At 71.3% G+C, this 16,269-nt stretch carries 15 protein-coding genes and 1 pseudogene; 8 read left to right on the plus strand and 8 right to left on the minus strand.

Features of this window, described 5'->3' with window-relative positions; genetic code table 11:
• Nucleotides 1–11: 11 nt before the first annotated feature.
• Nucleotides 12–2,201 carry a catalase/peroxidase HPI gene (gene katG / locus ACIRR9_RS07300; protein ID WP_403748510.1) on the minus strand — a complete coding sequence of 730 codons (2,190 nt, stop codon included), beginning with the start codon at nucleotides 2,199–2,201 and terminating at the stop codon, nucleotides 12–14.
• A 112-nt stretch (nucleotides 2,202–2,313) separates the two neighbouring features.
• Complete coding sequence (locus ACIRR9_RS07305; RefSeq protein ID WP_123979471.1) at nucleotides 2,314–2,751, minus strand: Fur family transcriptional regulator; 438 nt, start codon at nucleotides 2,749–2,751, stop codon at nucleotides 2,314–2,316.
• A gap of 221 nt (nucleotides 2,752–2,972) precedes the next feature.
• On the opposite strand from ACIRR9_RS07305, the gene ACIRR9_RS07310 reads away from it, so the two are divergent.
• From ACIRR9_RS07310 to ACIRR9_RS07330, 5 genes are all read left to right on the plus strand, one after another.
• Nucleotides 2,973–3,350: a sortase-dependent protein gene (locus ACIRR9_RS07310; RefSeq protein ID WP_403748512.1), complete on the plus strand. Its 378-nt coding sequence runs from the start codon at nucleotides 2,973–2,975 to the stop codon at nucleotides 3,348–3,350.
• Nucleotides 3,347–3,967 carry a class F sortase gene (locus ACIRR9_RS07315; RefSeq protein ID WP_403748514.1) on the plus strand — a complete coding sequence of 207 codons (621 nt, stop codon included), beginning with the start codon at nucleotides 3,347–3,349 and terminating at the stop codon, nucleotides 3,965–3,967. Before ACIRR9_RS07310 ends, ACIRR9_RS07315 begins: the two co-directional genes overlap by 4 nt.
• A gap of 85 nt (nucleotides 3,968–4,052) precedes the next feature.
• Entirely contained in the window at nucleotides 4,053–4,544 is a 492-nt protein-coding gene (locus ACIRR9_RS07320; protein WP_123979468.1) for an RNA polymerase sigma factor, read from the plus strand.
• Nucleotides 4,528–5,001, plus strand: a complete 474-nt coding sequence (locus tag ACIRR9_RS07325) for a hypothetical protein (protein WP_403748516.1) — start codon at nucleotides 4,528–4,530, stop codon at nucleotides 4,999–5,001. The genes ACIRR9_RS07320 and ACIRR9_RS07325 overlap by 17 nt, the downstream gene beginning before the upstream one ends.
• Before the next feature lie 300 nt (nucleotides 5,002–5,301).
• Complete coding sequence (locus ACIRR9_RS07330; protein ID WP_403748518.1) at nucleotides 5,302–6,432, plus strand: acyltransferase family protein; 1,131 nt, start codon at nucleotides 5,302–5,304, stop codon at nucleotides 6,430–6,432.
• Nucleotides 6,433–6,436: 4 nt separating this feature from the next.
• Here ACIRR9_RS07330 and ACIRR9_RS07335 read toward each other — a convergent pair whose 3' ends face one another.
• Nucleotides 6,437–8,569, minus strand: a complete 2,133-nt coding sequence (locus ACIRR9_RS07335) for a discoidin domain-containing protein (protein WP_403748519.1) — start codon at nucleotides 8,567–8,569, stop codon at nucleotides 6,437–6,439.
• A gap of 147 nt (nucleotides 8,570–8,716) precedes the next feature.
• A pseudogene (locus ACIRR9_RS07340) lies at nucleotides 8,717–9,419 on the minus strand (SDR family oxidoreductase).
• 284 nt (nucleotides 9,420–9,703) lie between these two features.
• On the opposite strand from ACIRR9_RS07340, the gene ACIRR9_RS07345 reads away from it, so the two are divergent.
• Nucleotides 9,704–10,642, plus strand: a complete 939-nt coding sequence (locus ACIRR9_RS07345; protein WP_403748520.1) for an SGNH/GDSL hydrolase family protein — start codon at nucleotides 9,704–9,706, stop codon at nucleotides 10,640–10,642.
• Here the strand turns inward: ACIRR9_RS07345 and ACIRR9_RS07350 are convergent.
• Complete coding sequence (locus ACIRR9_RS07350) at nucleotides 10,639–11,082, minus strand: Lrp/AsnC family transcriptional regulator (protein WP_403748522.1); 444 nt, start codon at nucleotides 11,080–11,082, stop codon at nucleotides 10,639–10,641. The two genes, ACIRR9_RS07345 and ACIRR9_RS07350, sit on opposite strands and share 4 nt — an antisense overlap.
• A 123-nt stretch (nucleotides 11,083–11,205) precedes the next feature.
• Here ACIRR9_RS07350 and ACIRR9_RS07355 point away from each other — a divergent pair, with 123 nt between their 5' ends.
• Together ACIRR9_RS07355 and ACIRR9_RS07360 are read left to right on the plus strand one after the other, a co-directional pair.
• Nucleotides 11,206–11,751, plus strand: coding sequence for an RBBP9/YdeN family alpha/beta hydrolase (locus tag ACIRR9_RS07355; RefSeq protein WP_403748525.1), 546 nt, complete (start codon nucleotides 11,206–11,208; stop codon nucleotides 11,749–11,751).
• Between the two features lie 80 nt (nucleotides 11,752–11,831).
• Nucleotides 11,832–12,323 carry a peptidylprolyl isomerase gene (locus tag ACIRR9_RS07360; RefSeq protein WP_403748527.1) on the plus strand — a complete coding sequence of 164 codons (492 nt, stop codon included), beginning with the start codon at nucleotides 11,832–11,834 and terminating at the stop codon, nucleotides 12,321–12,323.
• A 52-nt stretch (nucleotides 12,324–12,375) separates the two neighbouring features.
• Here ACIRR9_RS07360 and ACIRR9_RS07365 read toward each other — a convergent pair whose 3' ends face one another.
• The 3 genes from ACIRR9_RS07365 to ACIRR9_RS07375 all read right to left on the minus strand — a co-directional run bounded on the left by ACIRR9_RS07365 (nucleotide 12,376) and on the right by ACIRR9_RS07375 (nucleotide 15,610).
• The gene (locus tag ACIRR9_RS07365; RefSeq protein WP_403748530.1) at nucleotides 12,376–13,389 is read right to left on the minus strand and encodes an MASE1 domain-containing protein; all 1,014 of its coding nucleotides are present in this window, start codon (nucleotides 13,387–13,389) and stop codon (nucleotides 12,376–12,378) included.
• An 85-nt stretch (nucleotides 13,390–13,474) separates the two neighbouring features.
• Nucleotides 13,475–14,299, minus strand: a complete 825-nt coding sequence (locus tag ACIRR9_RS07370; protein WP_403748532.1) for a PP2C family protein-serine/threonine phosphatase — start codon at nucleotides 14,297–14,299, stop codon at nucleotides 13,475–13,477.
• Between the two features lie 207 nt (nucleotides 14,300–14,506).
• Complete coding sequence (locus ACIRR9_RS07375; RefSeq protein WP_403748535.1) at nucleotides 14,507–15,610, minus strand: GNAT family N-acetyltransferase; 1,104 nt, start codon at nucleotides 15,608–15,610, stop codon at nucleotides 14,507–14,509.
• Nucleotides 15,611–16,269: the final 659 nt, after the last annotated feature.

The raw sequence follows: 16,269 nt of genomic DNA on the forward strand, positions 1-16,269 counted from the left end.
GGCCGGACGACTCAGACCAGGTCGAACCGGTCCGCGTCGGCGACCTTCGCCCAGGCGGCGACGAAGTCCTTCACGAACTTCTCCTTGGCGTCGTCACTCGCGTAGACCTCGGCCACCGCGCGCAGCTCGGAGTTGGAGCCGAAGACCAGGTCGGCACGGGTGCCGGTCCACTTCACGGCGCCGCTCGCGTCGCGGCCCTCGAAGGTGGACTGGTCCTCGGAGGTCGACTTCCAGGTCGTGCCCATGTCGAGCAGGTTGACGAAGAAGTCGTTGGTCAGCACGCCCGGGGTCTCGGTGAGGACACCGTGCTTCGATGCGCCCTGGTTGGCACCGAGGACGCGCAGACCGCCGACCAGGACGGTCAGCTCGGGGGCGCTCAGGCCGAGCAGGTTGGCGCGGTCCAGCAGCAGGTACTCGGCGGGCAGACGGTTGCCCTTGCCGAGGTAGTTGCGGAAGCCGTCCGAGGTCGGCTCCAGGGCCGCGAAGGACTCGGCGTCCGTGTGCTCGTCGGTCGCGTCGACACGGCCCGGGGTGAAGGGCACCTCGATGTCGACACCGGCGTCCTTGGCGGCCTTCTCCACCGCGGCGGCACCGCCGAGGACGATCAGGTCGGCCAGGGAGACCTTCTTGGCGCCGGTGTTGAACTCCCGCTGGACGCTCTCCAGGACGCGCAGGACCTGGGCGAGCTGGTCGGGGTCGTTGGCCTCCCAGCCGCGCTGCGGCTCCAGGCGGATCCGGGCGCCGTTGGCACCGCCGCGCTTGTCGCTGCCGCGGTACGTCGAGGCCGACGCCCAGGCGGTGGAGACCAGCTGCGAGACCGTGAGGCCGGAGTCGAGGAGCTTGGCCTTGAGGGCCGTGACGTCGGCGGCGTCGATGGCCTCGCCCTCGGCCTCGGGCAGCGGGTCCTGCCAGATCAGCGTCTGGGCCGGGACCTCCGGGCCGAGGTAGAGGGACTTCGGGCCCATGTCACGGTGGGTCAGCTTGTACCAGGCGCGGGCGAAGGCGTCCGCGAAGACCTCCGGGTTCTCGTGGAACCGGCGGGAGATGGGCTCGTAGATCGGGTCGAAGCGCAGCGACAGGTCGGTGGTGAGCATCGTCGGGAGCTTCTTCTTCGACGCGTCGTGCGCGTCGGGGATGATCGCCTCGGCGTCCTTGGCCACCCACTGCTTGGCGCCGGCCGGGGACTCGGTCAGCTCCCACTCGTAGCCGAAGAGGATGCCGAAGAAATCGTTGCTCCACTGGGTCGGCTTGGTGGTCCAGGTGACCTCCAGGCCGCTGGTGATCGCGTCGCCGGCCTTGCCGCTGCCGTAGGTGCTCTTCCAGCCGAGGCCCTGCTGCTCGATCGGCGCGCCCTCGGGCTCGGCGCCCACGTTCTCCGCGGGGCCGGCGCCGTGGGTCTTGCCGAAGGTGTGGCCACCGGCGATGAGGGCGACGGTCTCCTCGTCGTTCATCGCCATCCGGCGGAACGTCTCGCGGATGTCGCGGGCCGCGGCGATCGGGTCCGGGTTGCCGTTGGGGCCCTCCGGGTTGACGTAGATCAGGCCCATCTGGACGGCGCCCAGCGGGTTCTCCAGGTCACGGTCGCCGGTGTAGCGCTGGTCGTCGAGCCAGACCTTCTCGGGGCCCCAGTAGACGTCGTCCTCCGGCTCCCAGACGTCCTCGCGGCCGCCGCCGAAGCCGAAGGTCTCGAAGCCCATCGACTCCAGGGCCACGTTGCCGGTGAGGATCATGAGGTCGGCCCAGGAGATCGACTGGCCGTACTTCTTCTTGACCGGCCACAGCAGACGGCGCGCCTTGTCCAGGTTGCCGTTGTCCGGCCAGCTGTTCAGCGGGGCGAAGCGCTGCTGGCCCGCACCGGCGCCACCGCGGCCGTCGGAGATGCGGTAGGTGCCCGCGCTGTGCCAGGCCATACGGATCATCAGCGGGCCGTAGTTGCCGAAGTCGGCCGGCCACCAGTCCTGCGAGGTGGTGAGTACCTCGGCGATGTCCCGTTTCACGGCCGCGAGGTCGAGGGCCTGGAACGCCTCGGCGTAGTCGAAGCCCGCGTCGAGCGGGTTCGAGACGGCGGGGTTCTTGGCAAGGATCTTCAGGTTGAGCCCCTCGGGCCACCACTGGCGGTTGCCGCCGCCCTGGGTGGGGTGCGCGGCGCGGTCGTGCGCGACCGGGCACTGGCCCGCGGCGTTCTCCTGGGTCTCGGACATGGGGGAAATCCTTCCGGAATGGGCGGATCAAGGTACTCAGGAACTGCGTATTACAGGAACTGTGTATGCAGGAACTACGTCTTCAGGAACCGCGTACTCGGGAACTGAGCACTCAGGAACTGCTGACGGTCGTACAGGCGGGGCACAGGCCCCAGTAGATGACCTCGGCCTCGTCGATCACGAAACCGTGGGCGTCCGACGCGGTGAGGCAAGGAACCTCGCCGACCGCACAGTCGACGTCCGCGACGGCACCGCACGACCGGCACAGGACGTGGTGGTGGTTGTCGCCGACGCGTCCCTCGAACCTGGCGGGGCTGCCGGCCGGTTCGATACGGCGTATGAGTCCTGCCGTGGTGAGCGCGTACAGCGCGTCGTACACGGCTTGAAGCGATATGTGGCCCACCCGCTCGCGGACACCCGAGGCGATCGTCTCGACGTCGAGGTGGTCACCGTGGCGGACGGTCTCCAGCAGTGCGACACGGGCGGCCGTCACCCGCAGGCCGGCACCGCGCAGCTCTTCGGCGGTCGTCGGGGGCTGGGATGCGGTCATGGCGCCAACCTATCCTCAAAAACACGAGTGATTCAAGAAAACAAGCAGTTCAAGTTTGGCCCAGATCCGGACAACCCCCATCCCTCCGGCCTCCCGCCGCCGGACAGCTTTGCCATCTCTTTACAACCTGCCGCAGGGCCGGCTCGTCTCTCCGCTCGATTCGCAACCCAGCCCGCCCCGACCACGGCGGGCCGACGAAAGAGAGCGTCTTCATGCGCCCCATGCGCCGAACTGTCCTGAGCGCCACGGCACTCGCCTGCACCGCCGTGCTCGGCGGTACCGTGCCCGCGTTCGCCGACGGCACCGCTCCGAGCCCGGTCCCCACCGTCGTCGCGTCCGCAGCGCCGTCCGCCGTCCCCTCCGAGGAGCCGTCCGCCGTCCCCTCCGCCGCGCCCACCCGGATGGCGACCCCGGCCCCGGCACGCAAGCGGGGCCAGGTCGCGGCCGTGCCCGCGGGCGCGCCCGACACCGGCGTGACGGAGCCGTCCTCGGGCTCCGGGTCCGAGGGCGCGCTGGTCGGCGGCGGCGCGGCGGCCGTGGCGCTCGCCGCGGGTGCGGTGCTGTTCACCGTCCGCCGCCGCCGGGCGACCGGGGAATGACCTCGCTCTCCAGGCGCGCCTTCGTCACCGCCACGACCGCCTCGCTGCTGGCGGGCTGCGGCGGCGAGGCACCGCACCGGACGGCCACGGCGGCCCCCCGGAAGCAGTCGGCCCCGCCGTCCACCGCGTCCGCCACGACCGCGACGCCCACCGCGCTCGGCCGCTCCGTACCGGTCCGGCTGCGCATCCCGGCGATCGGGGTCGACACCCCGCTGCTGGCGCTGGGCCTCGCGGGCGACGGCACGGTTGAGGTGCCGCCGGTCACCGCGCACGACCGGGCGGGCTGGTACCGCTACTCCCCCACCCCGGGGCAGGTCGGCCCGTCGGTGATCCTCGGCCATGTCACGGTCGGCACCTACGGGGACGGCGTCTTCCGCCGCCTCGCGGAGCTGCGCCGTGGCGAGGAGGTCGTGACGCGTCTGGAGAACGGCAGGTCGGCGGTGTTCACCGTCGGCGAGGTGCGCACGGTCGCCAAGGCCGGGTTCCCGACGAAGGACGTGTACGGGAACGTGGACCGCCCGGAGCTGCGGCTGATCACCTGCGGCGGCCCGCGGAGCGGCCACGGCTACCTCGACAACGTGATCGTCTTCGCCGCGCTGACCGGCACCACATCCTGACCCGCCGGAACGGGCGCGGGACCGGTGGAACGTACGCCGTCGGTCCCGCGTCCTCTCCGGCGAACCCCTTCGACCATGGAGAACGTTGAAACGGTCCCGTGACAAGGCGGCGTCCGAGCTGTTCGCCGCCCTGTATCCGCGCCTGGCCGGCTGGTGCCGCCGTCTGGTCGACGACGACGAGACGGCGCACGAGATCGCCTCCGAGGCGTTCACCCGGCTGTGGGCCCGGTGGACGTCGGTGGAGGAGCCGCGCGGCTTTCTCTATGTCACCGCGGCGAACATCGTCCGGGACCACTGGCGCAAGCTGGAGCGTGAGCGCCGGGCCGTGCGCCGCGTCGGTTCGGAGGCCGCGACCCGCCCGCACACCGAGCAGACGGATCCCTCGGTACGGCTGCTGGTGCAGTCGCTGCCCGAGCGGCTGCGGGTGCCGATCCTGCTGCACTACTACGCCGACATGCCGATCCGGGAGGTGTCCGAGCTGACCGGGCGCAAGGAAGGAACCGTCAAGGCCGATCTGCACGCGGCCCGAGAACTGCTCCGCGGCCATCTGAGGAGAAGCCTTGACCACACGCTTTGACGACGAGCCGGAGTTCGACGGCCCGGACGATCCCCTCGCGGTCATCCTGCGACCGCCCACCGCTCATCTCGGCCCGCCGCCGGGCCGCTACCAGGAGATCCGCCGTGCCGCGAGCCGCCGCCGGCTGGTCCGCGCCGCCGCCGGAGCCGGGGTGACCTGCGCCGTCGCCGTCCTCGTGGCACTGCCCCTGCACCTGGCGGGGTCGACGGCGCCGACGACCCCGCGGGTCCCGCTCGCGCCGCCGGCCGCCAGCCCCGCCGCACCGCACCGCCCCTCGACGTCTCCGGCGCCCGCCAGTCCGAGTCCGAGCGCCGCGCCCACCAGGGGCGACACCTCACAGGCGCCCACGCGTGGCACGTCGCCCCGGTCGATGGCCCCGTCGTCGCCCCCGTCGGCGGTCCGTGCCACGCCGTCCGAGGACCGGGCGAGCGCCGCCGCCACACCGTCCGCCCGCTAGCGGCGTCAACTCCGTACCGGACGAGTCATCCGTTCGTGCCACCGTGTTTCGGCATGCCGTCCACCGCCCAAAGGCACGGGCCGGGGCGTCGCACCCGGGTGCGGAGGGTGCGGCGGGGGCCACGGACCGTGTCGGCCGTCCGGGTAGGGTCGCACCCGCCCGTCCGGCCGCTGCGGCCCGTATGGCCGAGGCCGCTCCTCGGCGTTGGTGTGATGTTTCGTACAGGGTCGGAATGAAACATGCGGAACGGGCAACGCTCCGTTTCATGCTCCACGCGCTAACCCTCCGGCAGGTGACTCGATGACGACGGCGACCAAAGCCCTTTCCACCGCTTCGGCCGCTGCGCCACCCTCCCGTCCACGGTCGGCCGCCCCGGCCCCCTCGCTGCCGTCCCTCACCGGGCTCAGATGGATGGCCGCGGTGCTGGTCTTCGGGCTGCATGTGCACAACTTCCGCTATTTCGGCGGCACCGGCGCCCGGCTCATGGACTGGGGATTCGAGGCCGGCGCCTCGGGAGTGTCGTTCTTCTTCGTGCTCTCCGGGTTCGTGCTGATGTGGTCCGCACGGCCGGGCGACCGGGCACCGCGCTTCTGGTGGCGGCGGATCGCCCGGGTCTACCCGGTGCATCTGGTGACCGTCGGCATCGCGCTGGTCATGATGCTCACGCTGCCCCGCCAGCCGAGGCCGACCCTGCTCCAAGGCCTGGCCGACGTCTTCCTGGTGCACTCCTGGTGGCGCCCGTGGTGGCAGACGCTCGACCCGGTCAGCTGGTCGCTCGCCTGCGAGGCCTTCTTCTACGCCGCCTTCCCGCTGCTGGCACTGCTGCTGCGCCGCCTCGGCGGGCGGGGCGCCACGCTGCTGGCCGCGCTGTCCCTGCTGACCGTGCTGGCGCTGGCCTGGACGGACAGCCATCAGTGGTGGAACCAGCCGATCAGCTCCTTCCCGGCCGCCCGGCTGCCCGAGTTCGTGCTCGGCGCGGCCACCGCCCGGCTGGTGCTGCTCGGCCGCTGGCGCGGCCCCGGCCTGGAGGCCTCGCTCGCGCTGGCCGTCATCGGCTACTTCCTGGTCCCGCAGGTCGCCACCGACGGCTACGCGGCCACCGCCTGCACCATCACGGGCTTCGCGCTGCTCATCCCGGCGGCGGCCCAGGCCGACCTGCGCGCCCTCCCCTCGCTGTGGCGCCGCCGGTGGCTGGTACGTTTGGGCGAACTGTCGTTCGCGTTCTACATGGTCCATCTGCTGGTGCTGCGGACGGGCACCCAACTGCTCGGCACCCGTCCGCGCTTCGACCTGGTCACCGGCGCGGCCGCCGCCGCCGTCGCCTTCGCCGTGTCGCTGGGCCTTTCCTGGCTCCTCTACGAGGGCGTGGAGAGGCCCGCGCGACGCCTGTTGCTGCGGTATCCGGCACGGGAGAAGAAAGCGGCGGCCTGACCGGCTACGGGAACTGCGTCACCTTCGAGGGAGTCGTGCTGGTCCCCGAGGTCGGCGATCCGGTGGTGTTGACGACATGGGCGTACTGGCCCATGCCGCCGAGGGAGATCACCAGCAGGTCGTGCATCCTGATGCCCGAGCCGGTCGGCACCTGGAAGCCGTTGGACTGCACGATCGTGGGATCGGCCGTGTAGTTGCAGTAGCTGCCCAGGCCCCAGGCCTCGTGGGTGGTCACGGTGTCGGCGACCTTGTAGGCCGCGTAGCCGACGACGCCGTCATGGGTGATGGCGGCGGCGTTCGGGGCGTCGTACGCCTTCTCGTTCTGGAAGAAGATCGTGCGGCCGCGTTCGCCGTTCCAGTAGACGTCGTACTTGTTGAAGTGCTCGACGAACAGGCCGGTGGCGAGGACGTCGTTGCCGTTGACGCGCAGGCCGTAGTCGGCGCGGTTGGTGTCCCAGCCGACGCCGCTGCCGTGGTCGGCGCGCCAGAGCCAGGTGTGGTCGATGATCACGTTGTTGCTGTTGACCACCACCGAGTTGGTGGCGAGGCCGGGGCCGGCGCCGCCGATGCGGACGAACACGTCCTGCATGGAGGTGGGGTTGGCGGAGTGGTCGGCGGTGGAGCCGGGGTCGCCGATCCGCAGCAGGGTGTCGGAGTTGACGGTGCCCGCGTCGATGAGGAACCCGGCGAGCTTGACGCCGTCGACGTCGGCGACGTGCATGGCGTCGACGCCGTTGTCCGGGACCAGGGTGGCGAGGCCGAGGCCGAGGACGACCGTGTTGGCGCGGGTGACGTTGATGGTCCGGTCGAGGTGGTAGATGCCCGGGGTGAAGAGGAGGTTGAGGCCCTGGGCGAGGGCCTGGTTGATGGTGGCGGCGGTGGCGCCCGGCTTGACGACGTAGAACTGGTCCAGCGGGATGGAGGTGCCCGCGTCGGCCGGCCAGGAGACGCCCCGGGCGTTGGTGCGCTTCGCCGGGACGAAGACCTTGTAGGCGCTGCCGTCCAGGTAGAGGAACGGCTTCTCACGCGAGACGGGGGTGGTGTCCAGCGTGGTGTAGGGCCCGCTGTCGAAGTTGGTGGCGGGGGCGCCCTCGACTCCGGAGAAGGTCATGTTCCAGACGCCGTTGGTCCAGCCGCCGACCGAGCTGTCGCGGGTGTACCACTGCTGCTGGGAGTACGGGCCGACGGTGCCGTCGACCTTCGAGTCGGCGATGTACCCGCCGGAGGCCCAGCCGTAGCCGTTCGGGGCGAGGTTGAGGCCGCCCTTGACGTGGATACGGCGGAAGGGGGCCGCCTGAGCCACGGCCCACCGGTCGGTGCCGTTGGACGGCGTGATGGCGAAGTTCTCGGCCGAGCGCCAGAAGTTCTGGGTGGCGTTGCCGTTGAACCAGCCCGCGTCGACCGTGACATCACCGTTGATCTGGGTGTCGTCGGGGTTGAGGCCCAGCCCGGAGATCGAGGTGTAGAAGCCGATCTGGGCGTTGATGCCGTTGTAGGTGCCCGGCTTGAGCAGGAACTGGTAGCGGCCCGTGCCGAACTGGGCCGACTCCTGCTGGGCGAAGACGGAGTCGAACTTCGCCTGGAGGTTCGGCGTGGACGGGTCGACGACGATCACGTTCGGGCCGAGGTCGCCGCCGCCCTGGACCGGGGGCGTGCCGGTGGTGGTGCCGTAGACCTGGAACTCCCAGAGCGAGTAGCCCCATTGAGTGGCACGGTGCACGCCCAGCATCCGGACGTAGCGGCCCTGTCCCGACACGTCGAGCGTGTCGGTGCCGCCGTCCCCGCCGGTCACCGACTTGAGGTCGGTCCAGCTGCTGCCGTCGGCGGAGATCTGGACCTTGTAGTCCTTTCCGTAAGCGGTCTCCCAGTTGAGGACGACCTGGCTGACCGTGGCGGTGGCGCCGAGGTCGACCTGGAGCCACTGGTCGTCGGAGAAGGACGACGACCAGCGGGTCCCGGTGTTGCCGTCGACCGCGTTCCCCGCGGCGGTCCCGGCGTTCTCCTCGGAGGAGGCGGTGGCCGTCTTCCCCTGCGACAAGGGGGCGTCGGCGGCCTGCGCCGCCGGCGCGTGCGCGGTGGGCAGGGCGAGCAGCGCCGCCATGGCGGCGAGCGCTACGCCCAGGGATCTGAGTCTCATCAGCGGCTCCTGAGGTTGGCACGGGGCCACGCGCAACCGGCGCGCCCCACTGCTTAGTTCAGGATTTGACTTAAGTGATGAGGCAACCCGGGGACAAGTCCTGGGTCACTGGAAATTTCCAACTGCCCACCTGGTTCCGGGGTCCCGTCACCCGGCGAGCTGCTGGTACATGGCGGCGACGTCGCCGGAGAGGGCGCCCTTGGCCCAGCGGGTGATGTCGTCGGCGAGCACCTCGTGCGCGCCCGACTCGATGCCGTCCAGGGCGGCCGCCGCGATGTCCTCGGCCTTCGCCTCGGGGTCCGTCCACGCCGGCCGTCATGTCGGTGTCCACATAGCCCATGCGGAGGCCGGTGACGCCGATGCCGCGCGGCTGCAGGGCCAGGCGCAGGCTGTTGGTCTGCGACCAGAGCGCCGACTTGGAGGCGCTGTAGGCGCCGCCCTCGGCGAGCCAGGACAGGACCGAGTGGACGTTCAGGATGTGGCCGCCGCCGTTGCGCTCGACGACCGGGACGAAAGCACGGGCGACCAGCAGCGGGCCGTAGAAGTCGATCTCGAACTCGTGGCGGATCTCGTCCAGCGAGGAGGTCGGGAAGCGGGTCCCGGTGGCGACGCCGGCGTTGTTGATCAGCACGGTGACGTCCCGCGCCCGCTCGGCGACGGCGGCCACGGAGGCGGGGTCGGTCACCTCCAGGGCCAGCGGGACGGCGTCGGGGTGGGCGATGGTCCGCGGGTCGCGGGCGGCGGCGTAGACCTTGCTCGCGCCACGCGCGTACAGGCCCTCCACCAGCACCTTTCCGACACCTCGACTGCCGCCGGTGACGAGGACGACGGAGTCCTTGATCGCGGCCATGACACTCACACTCCGGACGTGGACAGAGATCGGAAACCGATCGATTTCCAACGCGCGGCACCCGCCGTAAACCGATCGGTTTCCAACTTCGATCGCGGAGGGTGCCATCCGGTCCTCCGCCGGCCCGGATCACCGTGCGGGCAGGGGCAGTTGCTCGATCAAGTTCATTGCGTCCGACCTCTGGCTCCGGACTCCTACCGGGCGGTATACAGAGCCCGACACACGCGTATGGGCCGCCCGTCGGGACCGGTTCCGTGCGCGTCCTCGTTGCAGGGGGGATTTCCATGGCGTACGGCACCCCGTCGGACGGTTCGGCGAGACGGCACCGGCGTAGGGCCACCGTGGCTGCGGCGCTGGGGGGCTGCGCCCTGGTGGCCGCGTCCACGACACCGGCCGCGGCACACGGCGGCGGCCCCGGCCACGACCGCGGCACGAGCTATGTCGCGCTCGGCGACTCCTACACCTCGGGCCCGCTCATCCCGACGCAGGTCGACGCGAACTGTGCCCGCTCCGACCACAACTACCCCTCGCTGGTGGCGGCGGCCCGGCAGGTGAGCGCGTTCAAGGACGTGAGCTGTTCCGGTGCGACGACCGCGGAGATGTGGAAGGCGCAGGGCACCAACGGCCCGCAGCTCGACGCCGTGCAGCGGGACACCGACCTGGTGACCGTCCAGATCGGCGGCAACGACGTGGGGTTCAGCTCCGTCATCGGCACCTGCGCGGCCCTCAGCTCCAAGGACCTGGCCGGCAACCCGTGCCAGCAGTACTACAACGCGTCCGGCACCGACCAGCTCACGCTGAACATCGCGCAGACCGCGCCGAAGGTCGACAAGGTGCTGCGGGCCGTCCGCGCCCGGGCCCCGCACGCCCGGATCCTGGTCGTCGGCTACCCCGACCTGCTGCCCGACGACGGCAGCGGCTGCTACCCGACCATGCCCTTCGCCGCCAAGGACTTCCCCTACCTCCGGGACACCGGCAAGCGGCTGAACCTCATGCTGCGCCTGGTCGCCGCCTGGAACGGCGCCCGGTACGTGGACACCTACGGCCCGACCGTCGGCCACGACGCGTGCAAGGCCCCCGCCGACCGCTGGATCGAGCCCCTCCGGCCGACCTCGCCGGCGGCCCCCGTCCACCCCAACGCCAAGGGCGAGGCGGCCATGGCCCAGGCCGTGCTGGAGCGGCTGGGCAGGAGGTACCAGGGGGACAGGACACCCACCCCCTAGGGCGCCGTGGGCAGCGCCTTGGGCGGGTAGGTGCGCAGGACGAGCGACGTGGTGACCGGGCCGTGGCGGGCGAGGGAGTCCACGACCTCTTCGAGGCGTTCGGCGTGCGTGCAGTGCACGTCGAGGAGCAGGCAGTCCTCGCCGGTGACCCGGAGCGTCGAGACGACCTCCGGGATGCCGGCGGCCAGGGCGAGCGCCTTCGGCAGGTGCGCGTGCGTGGTGCGCAGCCGGACGACGGCGTGGATGTTCAGTCCGAGCGCGGCGGGGGCGACGACGGCCCGGTAGCCGGTGATGACACCGCTCTTCTCCAGCCGCTGGATCCGGGCGCCCGCCGCCGGCTGGGAGAGCCCGACCCGCCGCCCGACCTCGGCCCCGGTGAGCCGGCCGTCGGTCTGGAGCAGGTCCAGGATCGCGCGGTCGATCTCGTCGAGTGATTCCATCGTCGTCGTCCCCACTTTCTTATGGATCACCTGCACGGCCCCGCCGTCGCCACTGGTTCATCCAGAATCGCCCCCAGGAGGGGCCCCGGACGCCCGGGGCCACGAAGGAAAGGGCGGTCGGCGGTGGTCGCGTACATCATCATCCCCGGGATCGACGGTTCGGACGACGAGCACTGGCAGAGCCGGTGGGAGGCGGCGTGGGGGGACGCGGCGGTGCGGATCGCGCCGGGCTCGTGGAGCCGGCCCGAGCTGCCGGACTGGGTCGCCGCGGTGCAGGCCGCCTACGTCCGCGCCGCGGCGCGGGGCGGCCGGGTGGCCCTGGTGGCACACAGTCTCGGCTGCTGGGCGGCGGCCGAGTGGCTGGCGCGGGCGCGGCCCGCGGGGGTGTCGGCGTTCCTGTCCGCGCCGCCGGATCCGCGGGGCCCGGCGTTCCCGCGTGCGGCCGCGCCGACGTTCCTGGGCCTGTCCGCCCGCCCGCTGCCGTGCTCCGCCGTGGTGGTGGCGAGCGACGACGACCCGTACGGCGCCCCCTCGGCCTCCGCCGCACTGGCCGCGGACTGGCGGGCGCCCTGGCACTCCGCCGGCGCGCACGGGCACCTCAACTCCGCGAGCGGGCTCGGTGACTGGCCGGTCGGCCGGGCGTTGCTGCGTACGCTGGTAGGCGGCTGAACCGTCCCCCGGTCCCGACACCCCGGGCCGTTCGGCCCCGCGGGAGGGACCGGGGGACGGTTCGCGATAGGTTGACCTGCATGAGCGACAACGTTTACTTCGACATCTCGATCAACAACGAGCCGGCCGGCCGGATCGTGTTCCACCTGTTCGACGACGTGGTGCCCGAGACGGCCCGCAACTTCCGCGAGCTCGCCACCGGGCAGCACGGCTTCGGTTACGCCGGTTCGTCGTTCCACCGGATCATCCCCGAGTTCATGCTCCAGGGCGGTGACTTCACGCGCGGTGACGGCACCGGCGGCAAGAGCATCTACGGCGAGAAGTTCAAGGACGAGAACTTCGAGCTCAAGCACGACCGCAAGTACCTGCTGAGCATGGCCAACGCGGGCCCGCACACCAACGGCTCGCAGTTCTTCGTCACCACCGTGCTGACCCCGTGGCTGGACGGCAAGCACGTGGTCTTCGGCGAGGTCGTCGAGGGCTCCGACCTCGTCGACAAGATCGAGGGCTACGGCACCCGCAGCGGTTCCCCCAAGGCCGCGGTCAAGATCACGGCGAGCGGCACCGTCTGACGACGGGCCGGTATCCGTACACACGACGAACGGTGACCGGGCGGCTGCCCGGTCACCGTTCGTCGCGTCCGGGCCGCAGCTTCTGCGTCTCCACCGGGGCACGTGCGGCCGGGGTGTCGTGGGCGGTGAGGTGTTCCAGGGCCTCGGCCAGTTCCTGGCAGGCCTCCTCGACGGAGAGCCTGGTGTTGCGCTGTTCGGTGATCACGGCCGAGAGCAGCAGTGTGGTCAGGGCCATCGCGCCGTTGAACAGCTGCAGCTTCAGCATCACCTCGACCTGCGACAGCCGGGTGAACGCGCCGACGTGGTCCGTCGCGGCGATCGTCGCCATGACCGACGTGAACAGGGCGCACGGCGTGCTCCCCGCGAGCCGGAACCGCAGCGCGGCCCAGACCAGCAGCGGGTAGACGAGGAAGAGCGCGCTGATGGAGCTGTGCGTGGCCGCCGGTACGAGGACCGCGGCGACGACGGCGAAGGCCAGGGCCTCCTTCCAGCGGGCCGTGGGCGGGGGCCAGCGGGCGCCGAGCAGTACCAGCAGGAACGGGGTGACGATCAGGACGCCCATCGCGTCGCCGGTCCACCACGCGAACCAGATCGGCCAGAAGCTGCTCGCGGCAAACTTGCCGGCGAGCATCAGCGTGACCACGGCGATGGTGGAGCTGACCAGCATGGCGGTGAACGCCCCGAGGAACACCAGTGCGAGGCCGTCCCGCAGCCGGCCCAGGTCGGTGCGGAAGCCGACCCGGCGCAGCATCAGGTACGCGCAGACGGGCCCGGCCGTGTTGCCCGCGAGAATGCCCACGGTGTCGGGCGCGGGCGTGGTGATCGACACGATGACGAAGAAGGCGCCGAGCACGATGCCCGGCCAGCAGCCCAGGCCGAAGACCAGCAGACAGGCCACCGCCACGCCGGTCGGCGGATAGAGGGGGGTGACGACGGCGCCCTCGACGGTGAGCCGGCGCAGCAGACCGAGCTGCCCACCCGCGTAGTAGCAGGTGGCCACGGCCAGCGTCCGGAGGGCGAGGACAGCCGGTCGGCGCAGTTCCTGGATACCCACCACAGCAGCCATCAGACACCGAGGCGGCCGGGGCGGCCAGGCGAGGGACACCCATGGCCGACCCTGCGGGCCGGTGCAGGTCGGGCTGCCGGTTCGCCTACGGCGTGGAGTCGAGGCCGTCGTGGCCCACGACCAGGACGGCCGCGTCGTCCTCGTGGCCCACCCGTTCCGCGCCCTTGATCACGGCGGCGGCCAGCGCCTGCGCCTCCAGACCGGCCACGGCGGCCACACCGGCGAGGCGTACCACCTGGTCGAGCCCTTCGTCGATGCTTATCGACGGCCCCTCCACCACCCCGTCCGTGAGCAGGACGAACATGCCGCCGGTGGTGAGCCGGAAGCGGGTGACCGGATACTCGACGCCCGGTTCGATACCGAGCGGCGGTCCGCCCTCGTCCTCGCCGATGCCCGACTTTCCGTCGGCGGTGGCCCAGACGAAGGGGACGTGGCCGGCCCGGGCGCTCTCCAGGATCCCGGTTTCCGGGTCGAGCCGCATGAAGGTGCAGGTGGCGAAGAGGCCGCTGCCCAGGGACACCAGCAGGTCGTTCGTCCGGGCGAGCAGTTCGCCGGGCTCGCTGGTCACCGAGGCGAGCGCCCGCTTGGCCGCCCTGACCTGGCCCATGAAGGCGGCGGCCTCGATGTTGTGGCCCTGGACGTCGCCGATGGCGAGGCCGATGCGGCCGTCGGGCAGGGTGAACGCGTCGTACCAGTCGCCGCCCACGTTGAGCCCGTAGCAGGCCGGGGCGTACCGGACGGCCAGATGGACGCGTGGGGTGTCGGGAAGGTCCCGGGGCAGCATGCCGCGCTGGAGGGCGATGGCCAGCTCGACCTGCGAGCGCTGGTACTCGGCCCGCTCGCGCGCCTGGGCGGTGAGCGACCTGAGTCTGACCAGCAGCTCGTCGTCCGTCGAGCGCTTGCGGGGCATGGATCACTCCGGCCGCGGCGGCTGCCCTCCCAGGGCAAACCCTTAGATTTTCACCTTTACAGGATCATAGTGCGAATAGGCCTCGACGGGCGGCGGCCGGACGGGCGCAGCCGCCACCGGGGCGACGGACCTGCGGGGTCGTCCGTCGCCGTCCTGACCACGGGCCGGTCCGGCGGCCCGGGCGGGCTCGTGGCCAGGACGGTGGGTTCACCCCTTGCGGATGCCGTCGGCGCGGCGGGACGCGCGCAGGGTGCCGACCGTCTTGAGCAGCCGGTCCGCCGGGTCGCGCAGCCGGGGATGCGCGAGGACGGTGTTGCGCAGCCCGCGCACCGGGCGGCGCCACAGCCGGGCCGCGGCGGCCACCGGGTGGGCACGGGTGACGAAGCCCTCACCCACCCGCAGTTCGCGGGTCTTGAGCCAGTCCTTGTACTCCTTGTCGCCCCGCCCCAGGTCGACGAGGGTCACACCGCCGCGCGCCGCGGCCTCGGCGGTGCGCAGATGCATCATCAACCCGGGTGAGTAGTAGTGCAGTTCGGGGTCGTAGGCGGTGAACCAGGCGGCGAGCACGGAACTGGAGCGCGGACCGAAGTGGGCGGCCACCGGACGGTCGCCGGCGTAGAGCACGGACAGCACGCCGGTGAAGTGCTCCTCGCGGACGTGGAAGAGGTGGTCGACGAGGTCGACTATCCAGGGGCGGGCGAAGCGGTCCATGCGTCCGGTCCGCCGGTACTGGGCGGACTTCCAGTGCATGAGGGTCCGCAGTGCCGCCGGGTCGCGCTCGTCGAACTCGAAGCGGAGGTCGCCGATGTCGCGGCCGAGCCGCCGTTCCTTCTTCAGCGTGGTCTTCGCCAGGCCCGGATAGGTGGCGCGCAGCCACTCCGGGTAGCCGCCGTCGCCGGGTTTCACGTCGATCACCGGTGAGGCGAAGGTGCCGGTGACATGCGGGGCGAAAGGTCTCTGCTCGGCGACCAGATGGTCGAACTCGAAGATGGACACCCCGCAGGCGCTCAGCAACTCCTGGGCGTTCCAGGTGACTCCGGGCCGGTGCACCAGCGCCTGGCAGTCGGAGAGGCCGAGACCTATGGCCCGGCCGACACCGAGGGGGTTGCGCTCGTACGGGAAGAAGCCGACGGGTTCGCCGCCTTCCCGCAGGACCGCCACCCGGACGCCGGCGCGCTGCTTGCCGACGCCGATCGTGAACTCCGGGGCCAGAAAAGGGTTGGCGTACTCCGGCGACTCGTCCATCGCACGGTGCCAGGTCCGGCAGAGCGACTGGGTCAGCTCGCCGGGTCTGTGGATCGTTATGTCCACCTCAGATCAACCGCCCCTCGGCTGACGAGGTGTGTGGTTCATGATTCCCGAACCGGCTCTCGGACCGACTCCCGGACGGACCTCTGCACTGGCCTCTGGATCGCATGGGCGACCGCTCCCCCCATAACGCGTCTTCCGCGTTCTACCGCTGCTGTCGACAGCTCCTGTTCCGCGCTGCACACCGTCGTTCCGCGGCCGGCGACGAAGTCGCCGGGCCGGAGGTGTCGCTCAAACGTCGCGAAACAGTACGCACGCTGTCAAGGGTGCCACTGTCAGGGCGAGATGGGGGTGGGGTGACTCGGACTTTCCAGGTCCTTTTCGGTCAGGTCGCCGTGGCCTCGGCCGTTGCCCGGTGCCCTGACGGCCGGAAAGCGGAGTGATCGGCCGGTCGCGTTGAGCGAGGACGGGCCGCACCGCGTATGCACGGACCTTCGAGGACACCATGCCGAGACGGTAGGACACGACGAAGTGCGATCTTCCACGAGCCGAGGCGCGGCAGACCGGTCAGCCGTCCGGCCCGCCGGGTGGGACGCCTCCCGCGCCCTGCCGCCGCCCCGAAGACTGACCGTCGCCGTGGCCTGCGCCGAGGGCGAGTGGTCGTACGAGTGGCCGGCCACGGACGATCCGTTCGTGGGTGACAGCCAGCACCTCTCTACGTT

The organism is Streptomyces sp. NPDC101234 (genome assembly GCF_044767525.1).
In the GTDB taxonomy this organism is placed as follows: domain Bacteria; phylum Actinomycetota; class Actinomycetes; order Streptomycetales; family Streptomycetaceae; genus Streptomyces; species Streptomyces sasae.

What these genes read in the sequence shown, in the direction of transcription:
- katG (WP_403748510.1), bottom strand. Translation starts at nt 2,201, where the DNA reads ATGTCCGAGACCCAGGAGAACGCCGCGGGCCAGTGCCCGGTCGCGCAC.
- ACIRR9_RS07305 (WP_123979471.1), bottom strand. Translation starts at nt 2,751, where the DNA reads ATGACCGCATCCCAGCCCCCGACGACCGCCGAAGAGCTGCGCGGTGCC.
- ACIRR9_RS07310 (WP_403748512.1), top strand. Translation starts at nt 2,973, where the DNA reads ATGCGCCGAACTGTCCTGAGCGCCACGGCACTCGCCTGCACCGCCGTG.
- ACIRR9_RS07315 (WP_403748514.1), top strand. Translation starts at nt 3,347, where the DNA reads ATGACCTCGCTCTCCAGGCGCGCCTTCGTCACCGCCACGACCGCCTCG.
- ACIRR9_RS07330 (WP_403748518.1), top strand. Translation starts at nt 5,302, where the DNA reads ATGACGACGGCGACCAAAGCCCTTTCCACCGCTTCGGCCGCTGCGCCA.
- ACIRR9_RS07335 (WP_403748519.1), bottom strand. Translation starts at nt 8,569, where the DNA reads ATGAGACTCAGATCCCTGGGCGTAGCGCTCGCCGCCATGGCGGCGCTG.
- ACIRR9_RS07345 (WP_403748520.1), top strand. Translation starts at nt 9,704, where the DNA reads ATGGCGTACGGCACCCCGTCGGACGGTTCGGCGAGACGGCACCGGCGT.
- ACIRR9_RS07350 (WP_403748522.1), bottom strand. Translation starts at nt 11,082, where the DNA reads ATGGAATCACTCGACGAGATCGACCGCGCGATCCTGGACCTGCTCCAG.
- ACIRR9_RS07360 (WP_403748527.1), top strand. Translation starts at nt 11,832, where the DNA reads ATGAGCGACAACGTTTACTTCGACATCTCGATCAACAACGAGCCGGCC.
- ACIRR9_RS07365 (WP_403748530.1), bottom strand. Translation starts at nt 13,389, where the DNA reads ATGGCTGCTGTGGTGGGTATCCAGGAACTGCGCCGACCGGCTGTCCTC.
- ACIRR9_RS07370 (WP_403748532.1), bottom strand. Translation starts at nt 14,299, where the DNA reads ATGCCCCGCAAGCGCTCGACGGACGACGAGCTGCTGGTCAGACTCAGG.